The organism is Streptomyces sp. MAR4 CNX-425 (assembly GCF_048656465.1).
Classification (GTDB): Bacteria; Actinomycetota; Actinomycetes; order Streptomycetales; family Streptomycetaceae; genus Streptomyces.
In genome coordinates, this window is sequence record NZ_JBMDLF010000003.1 from 724,732 (window position 1) to 739,013 (window position 14,282).

At 76.0% G+C, this 14,282-nt stretch carries 11 protein-coding genes; 6 read left to right on the top strand and 5 right to left on the bottom strand.

All coding sequences use genetic code 11. The features are described 5' to 3' along the window. Together ACHZ99_RS12955 and ACHZ99_RS12960 are read right to left on the bottom strand one after the other, a co-directional pair. Positions 1-1,044 carry a sigma factor gene (locus ACHZ99_RS12955; protein ID WP_420304626.1) on the bottom strand — a complete coding sequence of 348 codons (1,044 nt, stop codon included), beginning with the start codon at positions 1,042-1,044 and terminating at the stop codon, positions 1-3. A 152-nt stretch (positions 1,045-1,196) separates the two neighbouring features. Then, on the bottom strand, positions 1,197-1,832 hold the full coding sequence (locus tag ACHZ99_RS12960) for a hemerythrin domain-containing protein (protein WP_420304627.1): 636 nt from the start codon (positions 1,830-1,832) through the stop codon (positions 1,197-1,199). 116 nt (positions 1,833-1,948) lie between these two features. Here ACHZ99_RS12960 and ACHZ99_RS12965 point away from each other — a divergent pair, with 116 nt between their 5' ends. Beyond that, positions 1,949-2,602 (top strand): hypothetical protein, encoded by a 654-nt coding sequence (locus ACHZ99_RS12965; protein WP_420304628.1) that lies wholly within the window; start codon positions 1,949-1,951, stop codon positions 2,600-2,602. 59 nt (positions 2,603-2,661) lie between these two features. On the opposite strand, the gene ACHZ99_RS12970 is transcribed toward ACHZ99_RS12965, so the two are convergent. Further along, complete coding sequence (locus tag ACHZ99_RS12970; RefSeq protein WP_420304629.1) at positions 2,662-3,603, bottom strand: glycoside hydrolase family 19 protein; 942 nt, start codon at positions 3,601-3,603, stop codon at positions 2,662-2,664. A 264-nt stretch (positions 3,604-3,867) separates the two neighbouring features. Here ACHZ99_RS12970 and ACHZ99_RS12975 point away from each other — a divergent pair, with 264 nt between their 5' ends. The 3 genes from ACHZ99_RS12975 (at position 3,868) to ACHZ99_RS12985 (ending at position 7,288) form a co-directional block, all read left to right on the top strand. Continuing rightward, positions 3,868-5,238 (top strand): SGNH/GDSL hydrolase family protein, encoded by a 1,371-nt coding sequence (locus tag ACHZ99_RS12975; RefSeq protein WP_420304630.1) that lies wholly within the window; start codon positions 3,868-3,870, stop codon positions 5,236-5,238. Positions 5,239-5,522: 284 nt separating this feature from the next. Further along, positions 5,523-5,942, top strand: coding sequence for a DoxX family protein (locus tag ACHZ99_RS12980; protein WP_420304631.1), 420 nt, complete (start codon positions 5,523-5,525; stop codon positions 5,940-5,942). 110 nt (positions 5,943-6,052) lie between these two features. Next, the gene (locus ACHZ99_RS12985; protein WP_420304632.1) at positions 6,053-7,288 is read left to right on the top strand and encodes a lipase family protein; all 1,236 of its coding nucleotides are present in this window, start codon (positions 6,053-6,055) and stop codon (positions 7,286-7,288) included. A gap of 79 nt (positions 7,289-7,367) precedes the next feature. Here the strand turns inward: ACHZ99_RS12985 and ACHZ99_RS12990 are convergent, their stop codons facing one another. After that, on the bottom strand, positions 7,368-9,197 hold the full coding sequence (locus ACHZ99_RS12990; protein WP_420304633.1) for a hypothetical protein: 1,830 nt from the start codon (positions 9,195-9,197) through the stop codon (positions 7,368-7,370). 165 nt (positions 9,198-9,362) lie between these two features. Between ACHZ99_RS12990 and ACHZ99_RS12995 the strand changes: the two genes are divergently transcribed. Both ACHZ99_RS12995 and ACHZ99_RS13000 read left to right on the top strand, forming a co-directional pair. After that, positions 9,363-10,001 carry a CGNR zinc finger domain-containing protein gene (locus ACHZ99_RS12995; protein ID WP_420304634.1) on the top strand — a complete coding sequence of 213 codons (639 nt, stop codon included), beginning with the start codon at positions 9,363-9,365 and terminating at the stop codon, positions 9,999-10,001. A gap of 110 nt (positions 10,002-10,111) precedes the next feature. Then, a complete protein-coding gene (locus ACHZ99_RS13000) occupies positions 10,112-12,730 on the top strand; it encodes an ATP-dependent Clp protease ATP-binding subunit (RefSeq protein ID WP_420304635.1) in 2,619 nt (872 codons plus the stop codon). Between the two features lie 52 nt (positions 12,731-12,782). Here ACHZ99_RS13000 and rho read toward each other — a convergent pair whose 3' ends face one another. Continuing rightward, positions 12,783-14,039 (bottom strand): transcription termination factor Rho, encoded by a 1,257-nt coding sequence (gene rho, locus ACHZ99_RS13005; RefSeq protein WP_420304636.1) that lies wholly within the window; start codon positions 14,037-14,039, stop codon positions 12,783-12,785. Between the last annotated feature and the right edge of the window lie 243 nt (positions 14,040-14,282).

Consider the following 14,282-nt stretch of genomic DNA (forward strand, 5'->3'; position numbering starts at 1 on the left):
TCAATACACGATGCAAAGGCCGGAAAGGTCGGTCTCCAGTTCCGTTTCGGTGATCTCGCCGTCGCTGACGGTGAAGCGGAACGCGATCTGCGGGCGGCCGTCCTGGACCCAGACGAGGCCCGCGGCGCCGTCGATCAGCGCGGGGACCGGGGCCCAGGTGCGTACCGTGCAGACCCGGGTGACGGACTCGGTGTCGCTGGCCTCCGTGACGCCGACGACGGCGTCGCCGCCGCGGCGTTCGGCGGGGGCTTCCGCGGACGCTCCGCCGGGGGCGGCGGGCGGCGCCTTGGGGGCCGGCGGGGAGTCGGGGGGCGGGTCGCCGCGCAGCGGATGGTGGTCCGGGTCGAGCACCGTCAGCAGCGCCTCGAAGTCGCCCTCGCGGGACGCCGCGAAGAACGCGCGCGCGATGTCCGCGCCCGCCTTCACCGCCGGGTCCACGCCGTCGTCGCCGGTGCGCACGCCCGTGTCGTAGACACTCTCGCCGTACACGCCGCTCCCGCCGTCCCGCGCCCCGGGGTCCTTCGCGCCGCCGCCGTACGCGCCCGCCGGGCCCGCGGGTCCGGCCGACCGCCGTACGCGGTCCCGCGCCCGGCCCGCCAGCTGCCGGGCCGCGGCCGGCGAGCGGTCCACCACCGCCGCGATCTCCTCGAACGGCACCGCGAACATGTCGTGGAGCACGTACGCCAGCCGCTCCGGCGGCGTCAGCGTGTCGAGCACGACCAGCAGCGCGAGCCGTACCGAGTCCGCCAGCAGCACCTCCTCCTCGGGGTCCGCCGCCGGCTCGCCCTGCTCGGCGGCGTCGACGAGGACCTCCGGGCGGGCCTTGCGGGACCGCAGCATGTGCAGCGAGACCCGCGCGACGGTCGTGCGCAGGCACCCGTCGAGGTTCTTCGCGCCGACGCCGTCGGCGCGGCTCAGCCTGATCCAGCTCTCCTGCACGGCGTCGTCGGCCTCGTCGGGCGAGCCGAGCATCCGGTAGGCGAGGGCGCGCAGGCGGGGGCGGTCGGTCTCGAATCGTGCGGCCAGCCAGTCGTGTTCGTCCATCTGGTCGGATCCTCTCGGCGACGCCTTCGTTCAGTTGACCGACGAGAGCGCCCCGATGTGACCGGCCGGTTCCGCCGGGGCCGGGCGGGCGGCGCGCGGGCGGGAGTGCGCGACCCCCGCCCGGGCGCCCGCCGGGCGGCCGCTCCCCCGCGTCAGCCGCCCGTGGCCCACCAGTCGCGGGCCACGTACGCCGGCCGCCACTCGTCCCGGTACGCCGCCCGCACCGGCGGCGGCAGCAGCGCGAGCACCGCCTGCTGCACCTTCTCGTCGGCGTCCTCCAGCATCCACGCCGTCAGCACCGGGCCCTCGGCCGCGCCCTTGGCGGCGTGCACGCCGCCGAAGTGCTGCAACTGCTCCTGCGTCAGCGTCCGTTCGATCAGCGGGAGCGCGACGCCCTCCTCGTGGGTGAGGTGCGCGCGCAGCTTCCCGGCCAGTTCGTCGGCCAGCCCGCCGAGCCGCTCGGGGCCGCTGTCGCGGTCGGCGAGCGCGGCGTCGACCGCGTCGAGGAGCGGGTCGATCTGGGCGTGCTCGGCCTCCATCGCGTCGACGACCGCCAGGTCGTCCGGCCGCTCCGCCAGCGCCTCCTGCAGCGGGGGCCAGAGCGCCTCGTCCTCGGCGGTGTGGTGGATGTGCAGGACCTTCTTGAACAGCTCCCAGCCCGCGGCGGCGGCGAGGACGCGGCGCGGGTCGTCGTCGGTGCGTGCGGTGGTCTTCGCGATGTGCTCCAGGTCGCGGCGGAGCGCGTCGTGCATCGCGTACATCAGTGTGAAGTCGACGGTGTCGCTCATGCTCGTTCTCCCTTGCTCACCCCTTCTGACGGATCAGCCGCGGGGAATGTGAGGCGGGGGCGTAGCACGAAGCGGCGGGGTGGGGCCCCGGGGCCGCCCGGGGACACTGGCGGCTGATGACCGCAGACCACGCAGCAGGGACCGGGGCCGGGACGCTGGCCTCGGAGGTCGTGTACGTGAACGGCTGGATCCCGGCGGTGCTCCTCTTCGCGTTCGTCTTCGTGTCCGTCGCGTCCTCGGGCAGCGGGTGGAGCGTCGTCGCCGGGGTCGCCGTCCTCGCGGTGTCGGGGCTGTTCGCGTTCTTCATGTGGCGGTCGCTGACGGACTATCCGCTGACGTACCGGGACGGCGACCGTCCGGTCCTTCAGGTGCAGGGCACGGGGCTGTACCACGTCTGGAGCCTGGCTCCCGGCGCGCGCGTGCGCACGACGCTGGCGGCCGAGGGCGGGGCCGACGCCGGCGCGCTCGGCGGCGACCTGAGCCTCGGCTACGACTGCGCGGAGGCGCGCGTCCGGTGGCGTATCAGCGGCGGGGCCGACGCGGACGCGGGGGCCGCGGACGCGCTCCTGGCGTCGGGGACCTTCGGGGAGGGCGACCGGCGCGCTCTCACCGGCACCGCGCTACGGGCCGAGTCCCCGGGCGCCGTGCTGCTGACCGCCGTCCGCCTGGACGACGCGACCTGCGACACGACGCTGACCTGGAAGGACCCCGGCTTCGAGGGCCCGGGGCACGGCCCGTTCCGCTTCCTCTTCCCGGTGCCCGCCGCATGACGGCGGGCCCGCCCGGAAAGGCGCGGGCCCGCCGCGGTGCGCGGGGACGGGGGCGTGGGTCAGCAGCTCAGGTTCGGCCCGGGGGTGACGCCGAGGATCTGCGTGAACCGCTGGTAGTTGTTGATGCGGCTCTGGACCTGGGCGGGGTTGCCGCCGTCGCACTCCAGGGCGCCGTTGATCGAGCGGATCGCCTCACCGAAGCCGGCGCCGGTGGTCATCGCGGTGTGGCCGGACATGGTGCCGGGGCCGGACTGGGTCATCCAGTACCACAGGCCGGTCTGCCAGGCCACGGCCGACTCGCGCTCCACCCGCCAGGGGTTGTTCAGCAGGTCGAGGCCGAGGGCGTCGCCGGCGGCCTTGTAGTTGAAGTTCCAGCTGAGCTGGATGGGCCCGCGGCCGTAGTACGCGTCGTTGCCGGCCGGGCAGCCGTAGGGCTGGTTGGCGTCGCAGTAGTGCGGGTAGTTGGCCTGGTTCTGCTCGACGATGTGGACGAGGCCGCCGGTCTCGTGGCTGACGTTGGCGAGGAAGGCGGCCGCCTCGCGGGCCTGGGTGGTGGCGTCGCCGGTGTTGCTGAAGGCGGGGTAGGACCGCATGGCGGTGGTGAGGCCGCTGTAGGTGTAGAAGGAGTTCCGGTTCGGGAACATCTGGTTGAACTGGGCCTCCGTCACGAACTCCCCGGGGCCCGGCCCGGGGTCGCCGCCGCCGCCGTCGCAGGCGCCCTGGTCGGCCCAGACGCCCCACTGGCCGGTGGTGCCGGGCTCCTCGCCGCGGGTCCACCACTTGGCCTGCCAGTTGTGGCCGTTGTGGGAGACGACGTTGCCCTGGGTGTAGACGGTGCCGCTGGACCAGCCGGCCGCGCAGGCGGCGGCGGCCGCGGGGGCGGCGGTCGCGAGGGGGACGAGCACGGCGAGGACGGCCGCGGCGGCGAGCGCGGCGAGGAGGGCCCTGATCCGTCTGCCGAGCCCGCGGTGCAGGCGTACGTGCGCGTGTGTGGCTGACACGTCTTCACATCCTGTCGGTGGGGGTGTGCTTGGCATGGTGGAGCAAAGCCGATTGGTCTGGACCTGTCAAGGTCTAGACCAACAAATACCGCGAGGTTCCGCACCCGCGCCTGCGCCGCCTCATCAGCAAGGGCTTACTTCACCGGTAAGTGCAGGCCCGGGAGGCCCCGTTGACCGGCGGTCGGAGCGGCCGTACGGTCCTTCCGTCTGGTTTTCCGCCGGTCGGGCCCCGGCCGGCCGACCGCCGAGCCGGGAGGTTCGCACGTGTCCGAGGAAGCCACCGCGCCGCCCGCCCGCAGCCGGCCCCCGGGCCCCAGCAGGCGCAGCCTCGGCCGCGCCGCCGTGGCCGTCGCCGCCGCCCCCGCCCTCGCCGGTACGTGGCAGGCCCTCACCGCCTCCGCCGCCGCGGCCGCCGGGACCGGCGCCCGGGGCTGGACCGGCACGTGGGCCGCCGCCGAGACGACGGTGCCCGCGTCCGACGACACCGCCTTCGCCGACCAGACCCTCCGCCAGGTCGTCCACGTGAGCGCCGGCGGGCGCGTCGTCCGCATCCGCCTCACCAACCAGTACGGCACCGAGCCCCTCGTCGTCGGCGAGGTCCGCGTCGCGCGCTCCGCCCCCGGCGACGGCACCGCCGTCGTCCCCGGCACCGACCGCGCGGTGCGCTTCCGCGGCCGTACGTCGGTGACGCTGCCGCCCGGCACCCGGCGGTGGAGCGACCCGGTGGCGCTGGACGTACCGGCCGCGGCCGACCTCGCCGTCAGCGTCTACCTGCCGCGGCCCACGCCCGGCGGCACCGTGCACCGGTCGGCGTTCCAGCGCAACCACGCGGCCGCCGGAAACGTCGCCGCGAAGCCGGCCGTCGACCCCGAACGCACCTTCACCAGCTGGTACTTCCTCGCCGGCGTCGCCGTCGCCGGCGCGGCCCCCGGGGCGGCCGGCGAGGACGGCGGCGCCCGCGAGGCGGTCGTCGCCTTCGGCGACTCCATCACCGACGGCTCCAGCACCACCGTCGGCGCCAACCGCCGCTGGCCCGACCTCCTCGCCGCCCGCCTCCGCGACGAGGCCGGGCGCGCCGCCACCGGCGTCCTCAACACCGGCATCGGCGGCAACCGCCTCCTCCGCGACCCCAACCCGCCGCCCGGCTCCAACGCCGAGAACTACGCCCCGTACTTCGGCGAGGCCGGGATCCGCCGCTTCGCCCGCGACGTACTGGACCAGCCGGCCGCCCGGCACGCCATCGTCCTCCTCGGCATCAACGACCTCGGCCACCCCGGCCGCGACGCCCCCGTGGACGAGGAGGTCACCGCCGCCGACCTCATCGCCGGCCACCGCGGCCTCATCCGCCGGGCCCACGCCCGCGGCCTGCGCATCCACGGCGCGACGCTCCTGCCGTTCGAGGGCGACGACCTCGGCTTCTACACCCCGGAGCGGGAGAGGGCCCGGCAGACCCTCAACGACTGGATCCGCACCGCCGGGGAGTACGACGGCACCGTCGACTTCGACGCGGCCACCCGCGACCCGGCCCACCCGCGCCGGCTGCTGGCGGCGTACGACAGCGGCGACGGCCTGCACCCGAACGACGCGGGGATGGCGGCGATGGCGGCGGCGATCCCGCTGCGGCTCCTCACCTGACCGCCGCCCGCGCACCCGCACGCCCCGGAGGGCCGGCCCGCGACGACGCGGGCCGGCCCTCTCGTTCGGAAGGCTTCGCCGCGCCCCGGTGGCGGCCGCTCGCGTGGAGGACCGCGGCGAGGTACATCCGGCCGCTGCGGCGGCGGGCCCGGGGGATGTCCGGCGGACGGGTCATACCCGGGTCGTACAAACTCCCCACCGGTGCCGCCGCGCTTGACGCGGCCGGGCCAGGGGAATAGTCGTGCCCTCGATGACCCTTCGTCCGCTCGCCGCTGGAGACCTCGATGGACGTTCTCGTACTGATCGGCCGGATCCTCTTCGTCCCCCTGTTCCTCTCCTCCGCCGTCGGCCACCTGACGCAGACCAAGCAGATGGGCCAGTACGCCGCCGCCAAGGGCGTACCCGCGGCCGAGCCGGCGACGGCGGGCAGCGGCGTGCTGATGATCGCGGGCGGGCTCAGTGTGCTGCTGGGGGTGTGGGCCGACCTGGGGGCGCTCCTGCTGGTGGTGTTCCTGGTGCCGACCGCGGTGCTGATGCACGCGTTCTGGAAGGAGGAGGACCCGCAGTCGAAGCAGATGGAGATGATCTCCTTCAACAAGGACATCTCCCTGGCGGGCGCCGCGCTGATGCTGTTCGCGCTCTTCTCCCACACGGGTGACGACCTCGGGCTCACGATCACCGGGCCGCTGTTCGACATCGGCTGACGGGACGTGCGGACACGCGCGGAGGGTTGACATGTCCGCGGAGGGCGCGCTTTCTTACTGACAAGTCAGTAACTTCTGTTGGCAGAGTCGCCCACCGAGGAGTTGCCCGCATGCATAGCCGTACCCTCCGGCGTGCCATCGGCACGCTCGCCGGCACCACCGCCGCGGCAGTCGCCGCCACCGTCGCCCTGCCGCTCGCCGCCGCCCCCGCCGCGGCCGCGGCGGACCGGCCCCCGTTCTACGAGCCGCCCGCCACGCTCCCCGCGGACAACGGCGACGTCATCCGCTCCGAGCCGTCCGTCTACTACCTCGACCCGCTCAAGACCCTCAAGGTCGACGCGCACGTGCAGCGCGTCATGTACCGCTCCACCGACGGCCACGGCGACGGCGTCGCCGTCACCGGCACCGTCATCACCCCGAAGTCCGCCTGGTCCGGCCCCGGCGAACGCCCCGTCATCGGCTTCGCCGCCGGCACCCAGGGCCTCGGCGACCAGTGCGCGCCGTCCCGCCAGCTCGCCAACGGCACCGAGTACGAGGGCCTGTTCGTCAAGGGCCTCCTCGCCCGCGGCTACGGCGTCGCCATGACCGACTACGAGGGCCTCGGCACCCCCGGCCTGCACACGTACATGAACCGCGCCGTCCAGGGCCACGCCGTCCTCGACTCCGTACGCGCCGCGCAGCGCCTCCCCGACGCCCACCTCCCCGACGACGGCCCCGTCGCCGTCTACGGCTACTCCCAGGGCGGCGGCGCGGCCGCCTCCGCCGCCGAACTCGCCCACTCCTACGCCCCCGGCCTCGACCTCAAGGGCGTCGCCGCCGGCGCCGTCCCCGCCGACCTGGCGGCCGTCGGCCGCAACCTCGACGGCTCCCTGTACGCCGCCTTCCTCGGCTTCGCCGTCGCCGGCCTCGCCGAGGGCGCGGACATCGACCTCGGCCCGTACCTCAACGACCGCGGCCGCGACGTCATGGCCGAGGCCGCGGAGACGTGCACGGCGGAGGCGGTGCTGCGCTACCCCTTCCTGCGGTCGGAGACGCTGACGGCGGACGGGCGGCCGATCACCGACTACCTCGGCGAGTCGCCGTGGCGCGAGGTGGTCGCGGACCAGCGGATCGGGGCGCGGAAGCCGGAGGTCCCGGTGTTCGTGTCGCACAGCCTGCTCGACGACGTGATCCCGTACGCGGTCGGGAAGAAGATGGTCGAGGAGTGGTGCGCGAAGGGCGCGACGGTGGACTTCTCGACGAACGTGGCGCCGACGCACGTGGGCGGCGCGATCGCGTCGTACCCGGCGGCGTACGGGTGGCTGGAGGGCCGGCTGGCGGACCGGCCGGCACCGTCGGACTGCTGAACGGCTGAACCGCTGAGGCGGGCGGCGGGTCCCGCGGACCGCGCGGGAGAAGCCGCTGCCGCCCGGGCCGCCACGTCGCTCAAGCCCCCCGTTCCGCCCGCCCCGCGCGCGCCGGACGGGGGGCTCCGCCGCGCAGCAGCGAAGCACCCGCGAGCTGGAGCGCGGCGAGGGCGGCGAGGAGCTGGGCCGGCGCGAGGGCGGACGCCGCGGCGGCGGTGAGCGCCGCACCGCCGGCGCCGGCGGTCGTCTTGAGCCCCGCGCCGAGGGTGAAGACCTGCGTCCGGACGGCGGGCGGCGCGTGGTCGGCGCGGATCCGCAGGGTGGCGGCGAGCAGCGGGCCGTCGCAGAGGCCGGCGACGCCGAAGAGCGCCACGCACAGCGGGTACGGGCCCGCGGCGGCGGCGCCGAGGAGGGCGGCCCCGGTGCCGACGAGGCAGGCGGCGGCCAGCCGCGCGTCGGAGAGCCCCGGCGGCCGCCGCGCGGCGCCGAGCGCGCCCGCGAGGGCGCCGGCGGCGAGCACGGTGAGCAGCACGCCGCCGCCCCCGGGGTAGCCGCGCTCGTCGGCGAGGAGGACGGCGGCGGGGGCGAGCCCGCCGACGCCGACGAAGGCGAGGGAGGTGGCGCCGGTGATGCGGCGCAGGGCAGGGACCCGCCACAGCACCCGCATCCCGCCGAGAAGTTCCCGCCGGAGCCGGGCCGGGGGCCGGGAGCGGGGCGTTGGCCGGAGCCCGGAGCGACGGTTGCGGCGGGAGACCGCGCCGCGGGCGCGCAGCGGCCGGAGCCGCCGCCACGGACCGGGGCGGCCCCGGGTGGGCGCGCGCTCCCCGCCGGAAGTCGACGGACCGCGGCCCGCCACCGGCACCGAACCGTCGTCGACACCGCACGCACGTGGCCGCCCGCCGGAACCACCGCCGGCGGACGCCGAGTCCCCGTCCGTGGGCACGGGGTCCCCGCCGGCGGGGACCGGACCACCGCCGACGGCCAGATCCTCGCCGACGGGGCGGGTAACGGCCCGCGCATCGGGATCGACCCGTGCGGCCGGGGCACCGTCGGCGCCGCCGGGGCGGCGCCGGTGGTGCCCGCCTTCCGCGGGCCGGCCGCCGACGCTCGCGGTCCCCGGCCCCGCCTCGCCGTGAAGCGGCGGGCGACCACCGGCCGCGGGCTCGGACTCCTCGCCGACGGCGGCCCCTTTCCCCGCCCCCGCCCCCGCTCCCGCTCCCGCTCCCGATGCGGCACTTACCGCCACCTCGCCGACCTCCCCCTCGCCGACCTCCCTCTCGCCGACCGCCGCCTCCCCGCCGGGCCGCGGCATCCGCAGCGTCGTCGCCAGCCCCGCCGCGGCCGCCGCCGAGGCGGCCAGCGCCGCCGCCGCCGGGCCCGCGCCCCACAGGCCCGCCGCCGCCGTCACCGCCGCCGGGGCGGCGATGCCCGCCGCGTTGTACGTGGCCGCGTCCAGGGCGTACGCGCGGGCGCGCGCCGCCGTGCCCGGCACCAGACCGGCCAGCACGCTGGACAGGCCGCCGGTGACCATCGGCCCGCAGCAGCCGCCCAGCGCGGCGACGGCCAGCACCACCGGCACCGGCGCCCGGCCCAGGGTCAGCGCGACGCCCGCGATCGCGGCGGCGAAGACGCCGAGCGCCCCGGCGTGGAACGCCGCCCCCGCACCGCCGCCCCCGCCGCCGTCCGCCCCGCCGTCCGCGCCCGTCCGTGCCCCCGCCCGCGCGGCCAGCGCGCCCGTCAGCGGGGCGGCGACCGCGTGCGGCGCCATCCACGCGGCCAGCACCGCCGCGCCCTGCGCGGCGCTGCCGGTCCGGTGGAGGGCGAGCAGGGTGACGGCGACGGCCATGCCGTCGTCGGCGAGGCGGGCGCAGGTGGCGGTGGCCAGGTAGCGCCGCAGCCCCCGCTCCATGCGCCCCGCCTTTGCCGTCTCGACTCCGCTGCCGCCTCCCCCGGCGGCCCTGACCGGCCCGGGCTCCGGGCCCTGACCCGCCGCTCCCGCCTCCGTAACGGCTTATAGCAACAAGACGTTACCACTATCCTTGACCCACCACCCCGCCCCACCGAGGAGCCCGCGATGACCCCGCCCCGCGCCACCGACCCCGCCCCGGCGCACCCCGCGGCGCACGGATTCCGCCCCGCCCAGCGCCTCCTCGACATCGCCAACGCCGTCCGCCGCGACCCCCGGGTCCCCCGCGCCGACCTCGCCCGCCTCCTCGCCGCCCACGGCGAGACCCCCGCCGACCTCGCGCCCGACGCCTTCACCGAGGTCGACGCCGACGCCCTGCGCGGCGCCGCCCGGCGCATGACCGCGGTGCTCACCGAGCCCGGCGCCGACCGCGCCGCCGCCGCGCTCAACGACGTGTTCGCGGAGTGCGGCGCCCGGCCCCGGCTCTCCCGGCACGGCGGCCACCCCTGGCACCTGCACGTCGACCGCGGCGACGACGCCGGCTGGGCCGACTGGTTCCTCGCCGCCGGCGCCCTCGCGCTCGCGCAGATCCTCACCGAGTACGGCCACCCGGCCTGGGGGGAGTGCGCCGCCCCCGACTGCGCCGTCCTCTACCTCGGCACCGGCCCCGGCAGCGCCCGCCGCTACTGCTCGCCCGCCTGCGCCTCCCGTACGCGCGTGGCCGCCCACCGCCGCCGCAGGCGCGCGGAGCCGGAGAAGGAGACGGAGCGGGAGACGGACGCGGAGCGGGAGCGGACCGGCACCTGATCCACGGCACCCCCGACCGCCCGGTTCGTACCGTTTGCGCACTTACCCGGCTCTTGTTTCAGTGAGGTGAGGTCCAGGCACCACCCCACCCACCGCCGCGGAGACTCACCATGTCCCTCTCCCCCCTCGGCTCCTACGGCTCCCCCGACCCCTTCTCCGACCTGCTCAACCGCTTCTTCGGCACCTCCCCGGCCGCCTCCCCGCCCGCCGTCCAGCGCGTGCCCATCGGCCGCCTCCTCACCGAGTCCGCGCGCGACCTCATCGGCCGCGCCCAGCGGCGCGCCGAGGAGGACGGCAGCGACGACCTCGACACCGAGCACCTGCTCTGGGCCTGCACCCAGGTGGATCCCGCCCGTGCCGTCCTCGCCCACGCCGGGGCCGACCCCGACGAGCTGGCCGAGGCCGTCGCCCGGGCGCTGCCGGGGGAGGGGAGCGCCGCGTCGTCGGAGCCGGAGCTGACGCCGGCGGCGAAGCGGGTGCTGCGCGGCGCCGTGGCCCGGTCGCAGGCCGCGGGCACCTCGTACATCGGCCCCGAGCACATCCTCGGCGCCCTCCTCGACGACCCGGACGCCGGCGCCGCCCGGCTGCTGGGCGCGTACGGTACGGACACCGACCGGATCCGTACCGCCGCTAAGGCCGCCGCCGGCAGCGCGGCCGGCACCCGGGCGGGACCCGCCGCCGGGCCCGGCGCCGGCCCGGGCCGGGCCGGCGCCCAGGGGCAGGGGCAGCCGCCGAGCGAGACCCCGACCCTCGACGAGTACGGCCGCGACATGACCGCCGAGGCCCGCGCCGGCCGGCTCGACCCGGTCGTCGGGCGCGGCGAGGAGATCGAGCAGACCGTCGAGATCCTCTCCCGCCGCACCAAGAACAACCCCGTGCTCATCGGCGAGCCCGGCGTCGGCAAGACCGCCATCGTGGAGGGCCTGGCGCAGCGCATCGAGGCGGGCGACGTGCCGCAGACGCTCGCCGGCAACCGCGTCGTGGGCCTGGACCTGGCCGGGCTGGTCGCGGGCTCGAAGTACCGCGGGGAGTTCGAGGAGCGGCTGAAGAAGGTCATCGAGGAGGTGAAGAGCACCGAGAGCAGCACCATCCTCTTCATCGACGAGCTGCACACCGTCGTCGGCGCCGGCTCCGGCGGCGAGGGCGCCATGGACGCGGGCAACATGCTCAAGCCCGCGCTCGCCCGCGGCGAGCTGCACGTCGTCGGCGCGACGACGATCGACGAGTACCGCAAGCACGTGGAGAAGGACGCCGCGCTGGAACGCCGCTTCCAGCCGGTGCTGGTGCCGGAGCCGACCGTCGCGGAGACGGTGCAGATCCTCGACGGGCTGCGGGACTCGTACGAGGCCCACCACCAGGTCCGCTTCTCCGACGACGCGCTGGCCGCGGCCGCCGAGCTGTCCGACCGCTACGTCTCCGACCGCTTCCTGCCCGACAAGGCCATCGACCTCGTCGACCAGGCGGGCGCGCGCGTACGGCTGCGCTCGATGAACCGCAGTACAGAGGTCGTCGATCGGGAGGACCGGCTGGCGAAGCTGCGCCGCGAGAAGGACGAGGCCGTCGCGGCCGAGATGTACGAGAAGGCGTCGCGGCTGAAGGAGCGGATCGCCGAGACGGAGGCGGAGCTGGCGGGCATTGAGGAGCGGCGCGAGGGCGTGCGGGAGGTGACCGCGGACGACATCGCGGGCGTGCTGTCGCGCGCGACCGGCATCCCGGTCGCGCAGCTGACGGAGAGCGAGAAGGACAAGCTGCTGAAGCTGGAGGACGCGCTGCACGACCGGGTCGTCGGGCAGGACGAGGCGGTGGTGGCGGTCGCCGAGGCGGTACGCCGCGGGCGCGCCGGGATGAGCGACCCGGACCGGCCGACGGGCTCGTTCCTCTTCCTCGGCCCGACCGGCGTGGGCAAGACGGAGCTGGCGAAGGCGCTGGCGGAGGTGCTGTTCGGGGACGAGAGCCGGATGGTCCGCTTCGACATGAGCGAGTTCCAGGAGAAGCACACCGTGTCCCGGCTGCTGGGCGCCCCGCCCGGCTACGTCGGCTACGAGGAGGCCGGGCAGCTGACGGAGAAGGTGCGCAGGCGCCCGTACAGCGTGCTGCTCTTCGACGAGATCGAGAAGGCGCACCCGGACGTGTTCTCGGCGCTGCTTCAGGTGCTGGAGGACGGGCGGCTGACGGACGCGCAGGGGCGGACCGTCGACTTCCGCAACACCGTCGTCATCATGACGTCGAACATCGGGGCACAGCGGATCCTCGCGCACCAGGGGCAGGTGGACGAGATTCGCGACGACCTGATGGAGGACCTGCGCGCACGCTTCCTGCCCGAGTTCCTCAACCGCATCGACGAGGTCATCATCTTCCACGGGCTGACGGCCGAGGACCTGGACTCCGTGGTGGACCTGCTGCTGGACCGCAGCCGGCGGCGGCTGCGCGCGCAGGAGGTCGGCCTGGAGGTGACGGAGGCGGCGAAGAAGCGCCTCGTCGCGCTGGGGCACCAGCCGGAGTTCGGCGCCCGCCCGCTGCGCCGCACGTTGCAGCGGGAGCTGGACAACCGGATCGCGAACCTGCTGCTGGACGGCGCGGTACGGCCCGGGGACACGGTGCTGGCGGACGTGGACGCCGACGGCGGGGAGCTGGTGTGCACGCTCGTACGGCCGGAGACCTCGGCGGCGGAGGAGCGCGAGGTGGAGCGCGAAGGGGACGGGCCGACGGCGCTGCCGGACGCGGCGTAGGGAGTGGGGGCCGGGCGCGTCCGTACGCGGCCGCGCCCGGGGCACCCCCGCCTCACGCCGGTGTCGTACGCCCCAGGCGCAGCAGGAACTCCGCGTTGCCCCCGCTCTCCTTCATCCGCTCCAGGAGCAGCTCCATGCTCTGCACCGCGTCGCGGTCGCCCAGCACCCGGCGGAGCCGGTGCAGCAGGGCGACCTCGCCGGGGGCGGCGAGGAGCTCCTCGCGGCGGGTGCCGGAGGCGTGCACGTCGACGGCGGGGAAGATGCGCCGCTCGGCGAGCGCACGGCTGAGGCGCAGCTCCATGTTGCCGGTGCTCTTCAGCTCCTCGAAGTAGTAGTCGTCGGCGCGGGAGCCGGTCTCGACGAGCGCGGAGGCGAGGATCGTCAGCGAACCGCCGCCCTCGATGTTCCGGGCGGCGCCGAAGAGCTTCTTGGGGATCAGCAGCGCGGAGGCGTCCACGCCGCCGCTGAGGGTGCGGCCGCCGGCGCCGGCGCTGTTGTTGGCGGCGCGGCACAGCCGGGTCAGCGAGTCCAGCAGGATCACGACGTCCTGCCCGGCCTCGACCATCCGCTTGGCGCGCGCCACGGCCATCTCGGCGACGGCGACGTGCTCGCGGGCGGGGCGGTCGAAGGTGGAGGAGATCACCTCGGCGCGCACGGACCGCTGCATGTCGGTGACCTCCTCGGGGCGTTCGTCGAGGAGGACCACCATCAGGTGACACTCGGGGTGGTTGGCGGCGATGGCGTCGGCGAGGTGCTGGAGCAGGATCGTCTTGCCGGTCTTGGGCGGGGCGACGATCAGCCCGCGCTGGCCCTTGCCGACGGGGGCGAGGAGGTCGACGACGCGGTTGGTGAGCCGGCCGGCCGGGGTCTCCAGCCGCAGCCGCTCGGTGGGGTGGAGGGGGACCAGGTCGGCGAAGCGGGGGCGGCGGGCGGCGTCCTGGGGGTCGAGGCCGGCGACGCGGTCGACGCGGGCGAGGGCCGGAGCCTTCGGCCGCCGGTCGGCGGCGGCGCCGCGGTCGCGCCGCTTGCCGCCCCCGGGGCCGGAGCCTGCCCCGGCGTCGCGCCCGGCGTCGCCGCCGCGGGCCGGCAGCACGCCGCCCTCCACAAGGTCCCCCATGCGGAGGCCGAAGCGGCGTACGAGGTTCGCGGGCACCTGGACGTCGTCGTCGCCCGGCTGCGTGCCGCCGACGCGCAGGAAGCCCTGGTTGCCCACGGTCTCGAACACCCCGGCGACCGCGGTGAGTTCGGACGTGGCCCGGACGGCGGCCGCCGCCGGGGTTTCTGCTGTGGTGTGTGTGGTCGTAGTCATGCACGGTCCTTTCACGGACGGTGTCGCGGTTTTGAGGTGTGGGTGGGAGGTGCGGCAGAGGCGCGGCTCTGGCACGCGCGCCGCGGAGAAGGGTGAAGCAACCTCGCTCGGTGTCAGTCAGCGACTCGACGAAGAGCCGGAGCGGGTGGTGAAGAAGCACGGGCGCCGCCTACGGGCGCAACTCGGTGCTGATGCCAGCGTAGCACTCCCGCCCCCGGCTCCTTCCCCCTCGCCGCCACGAGC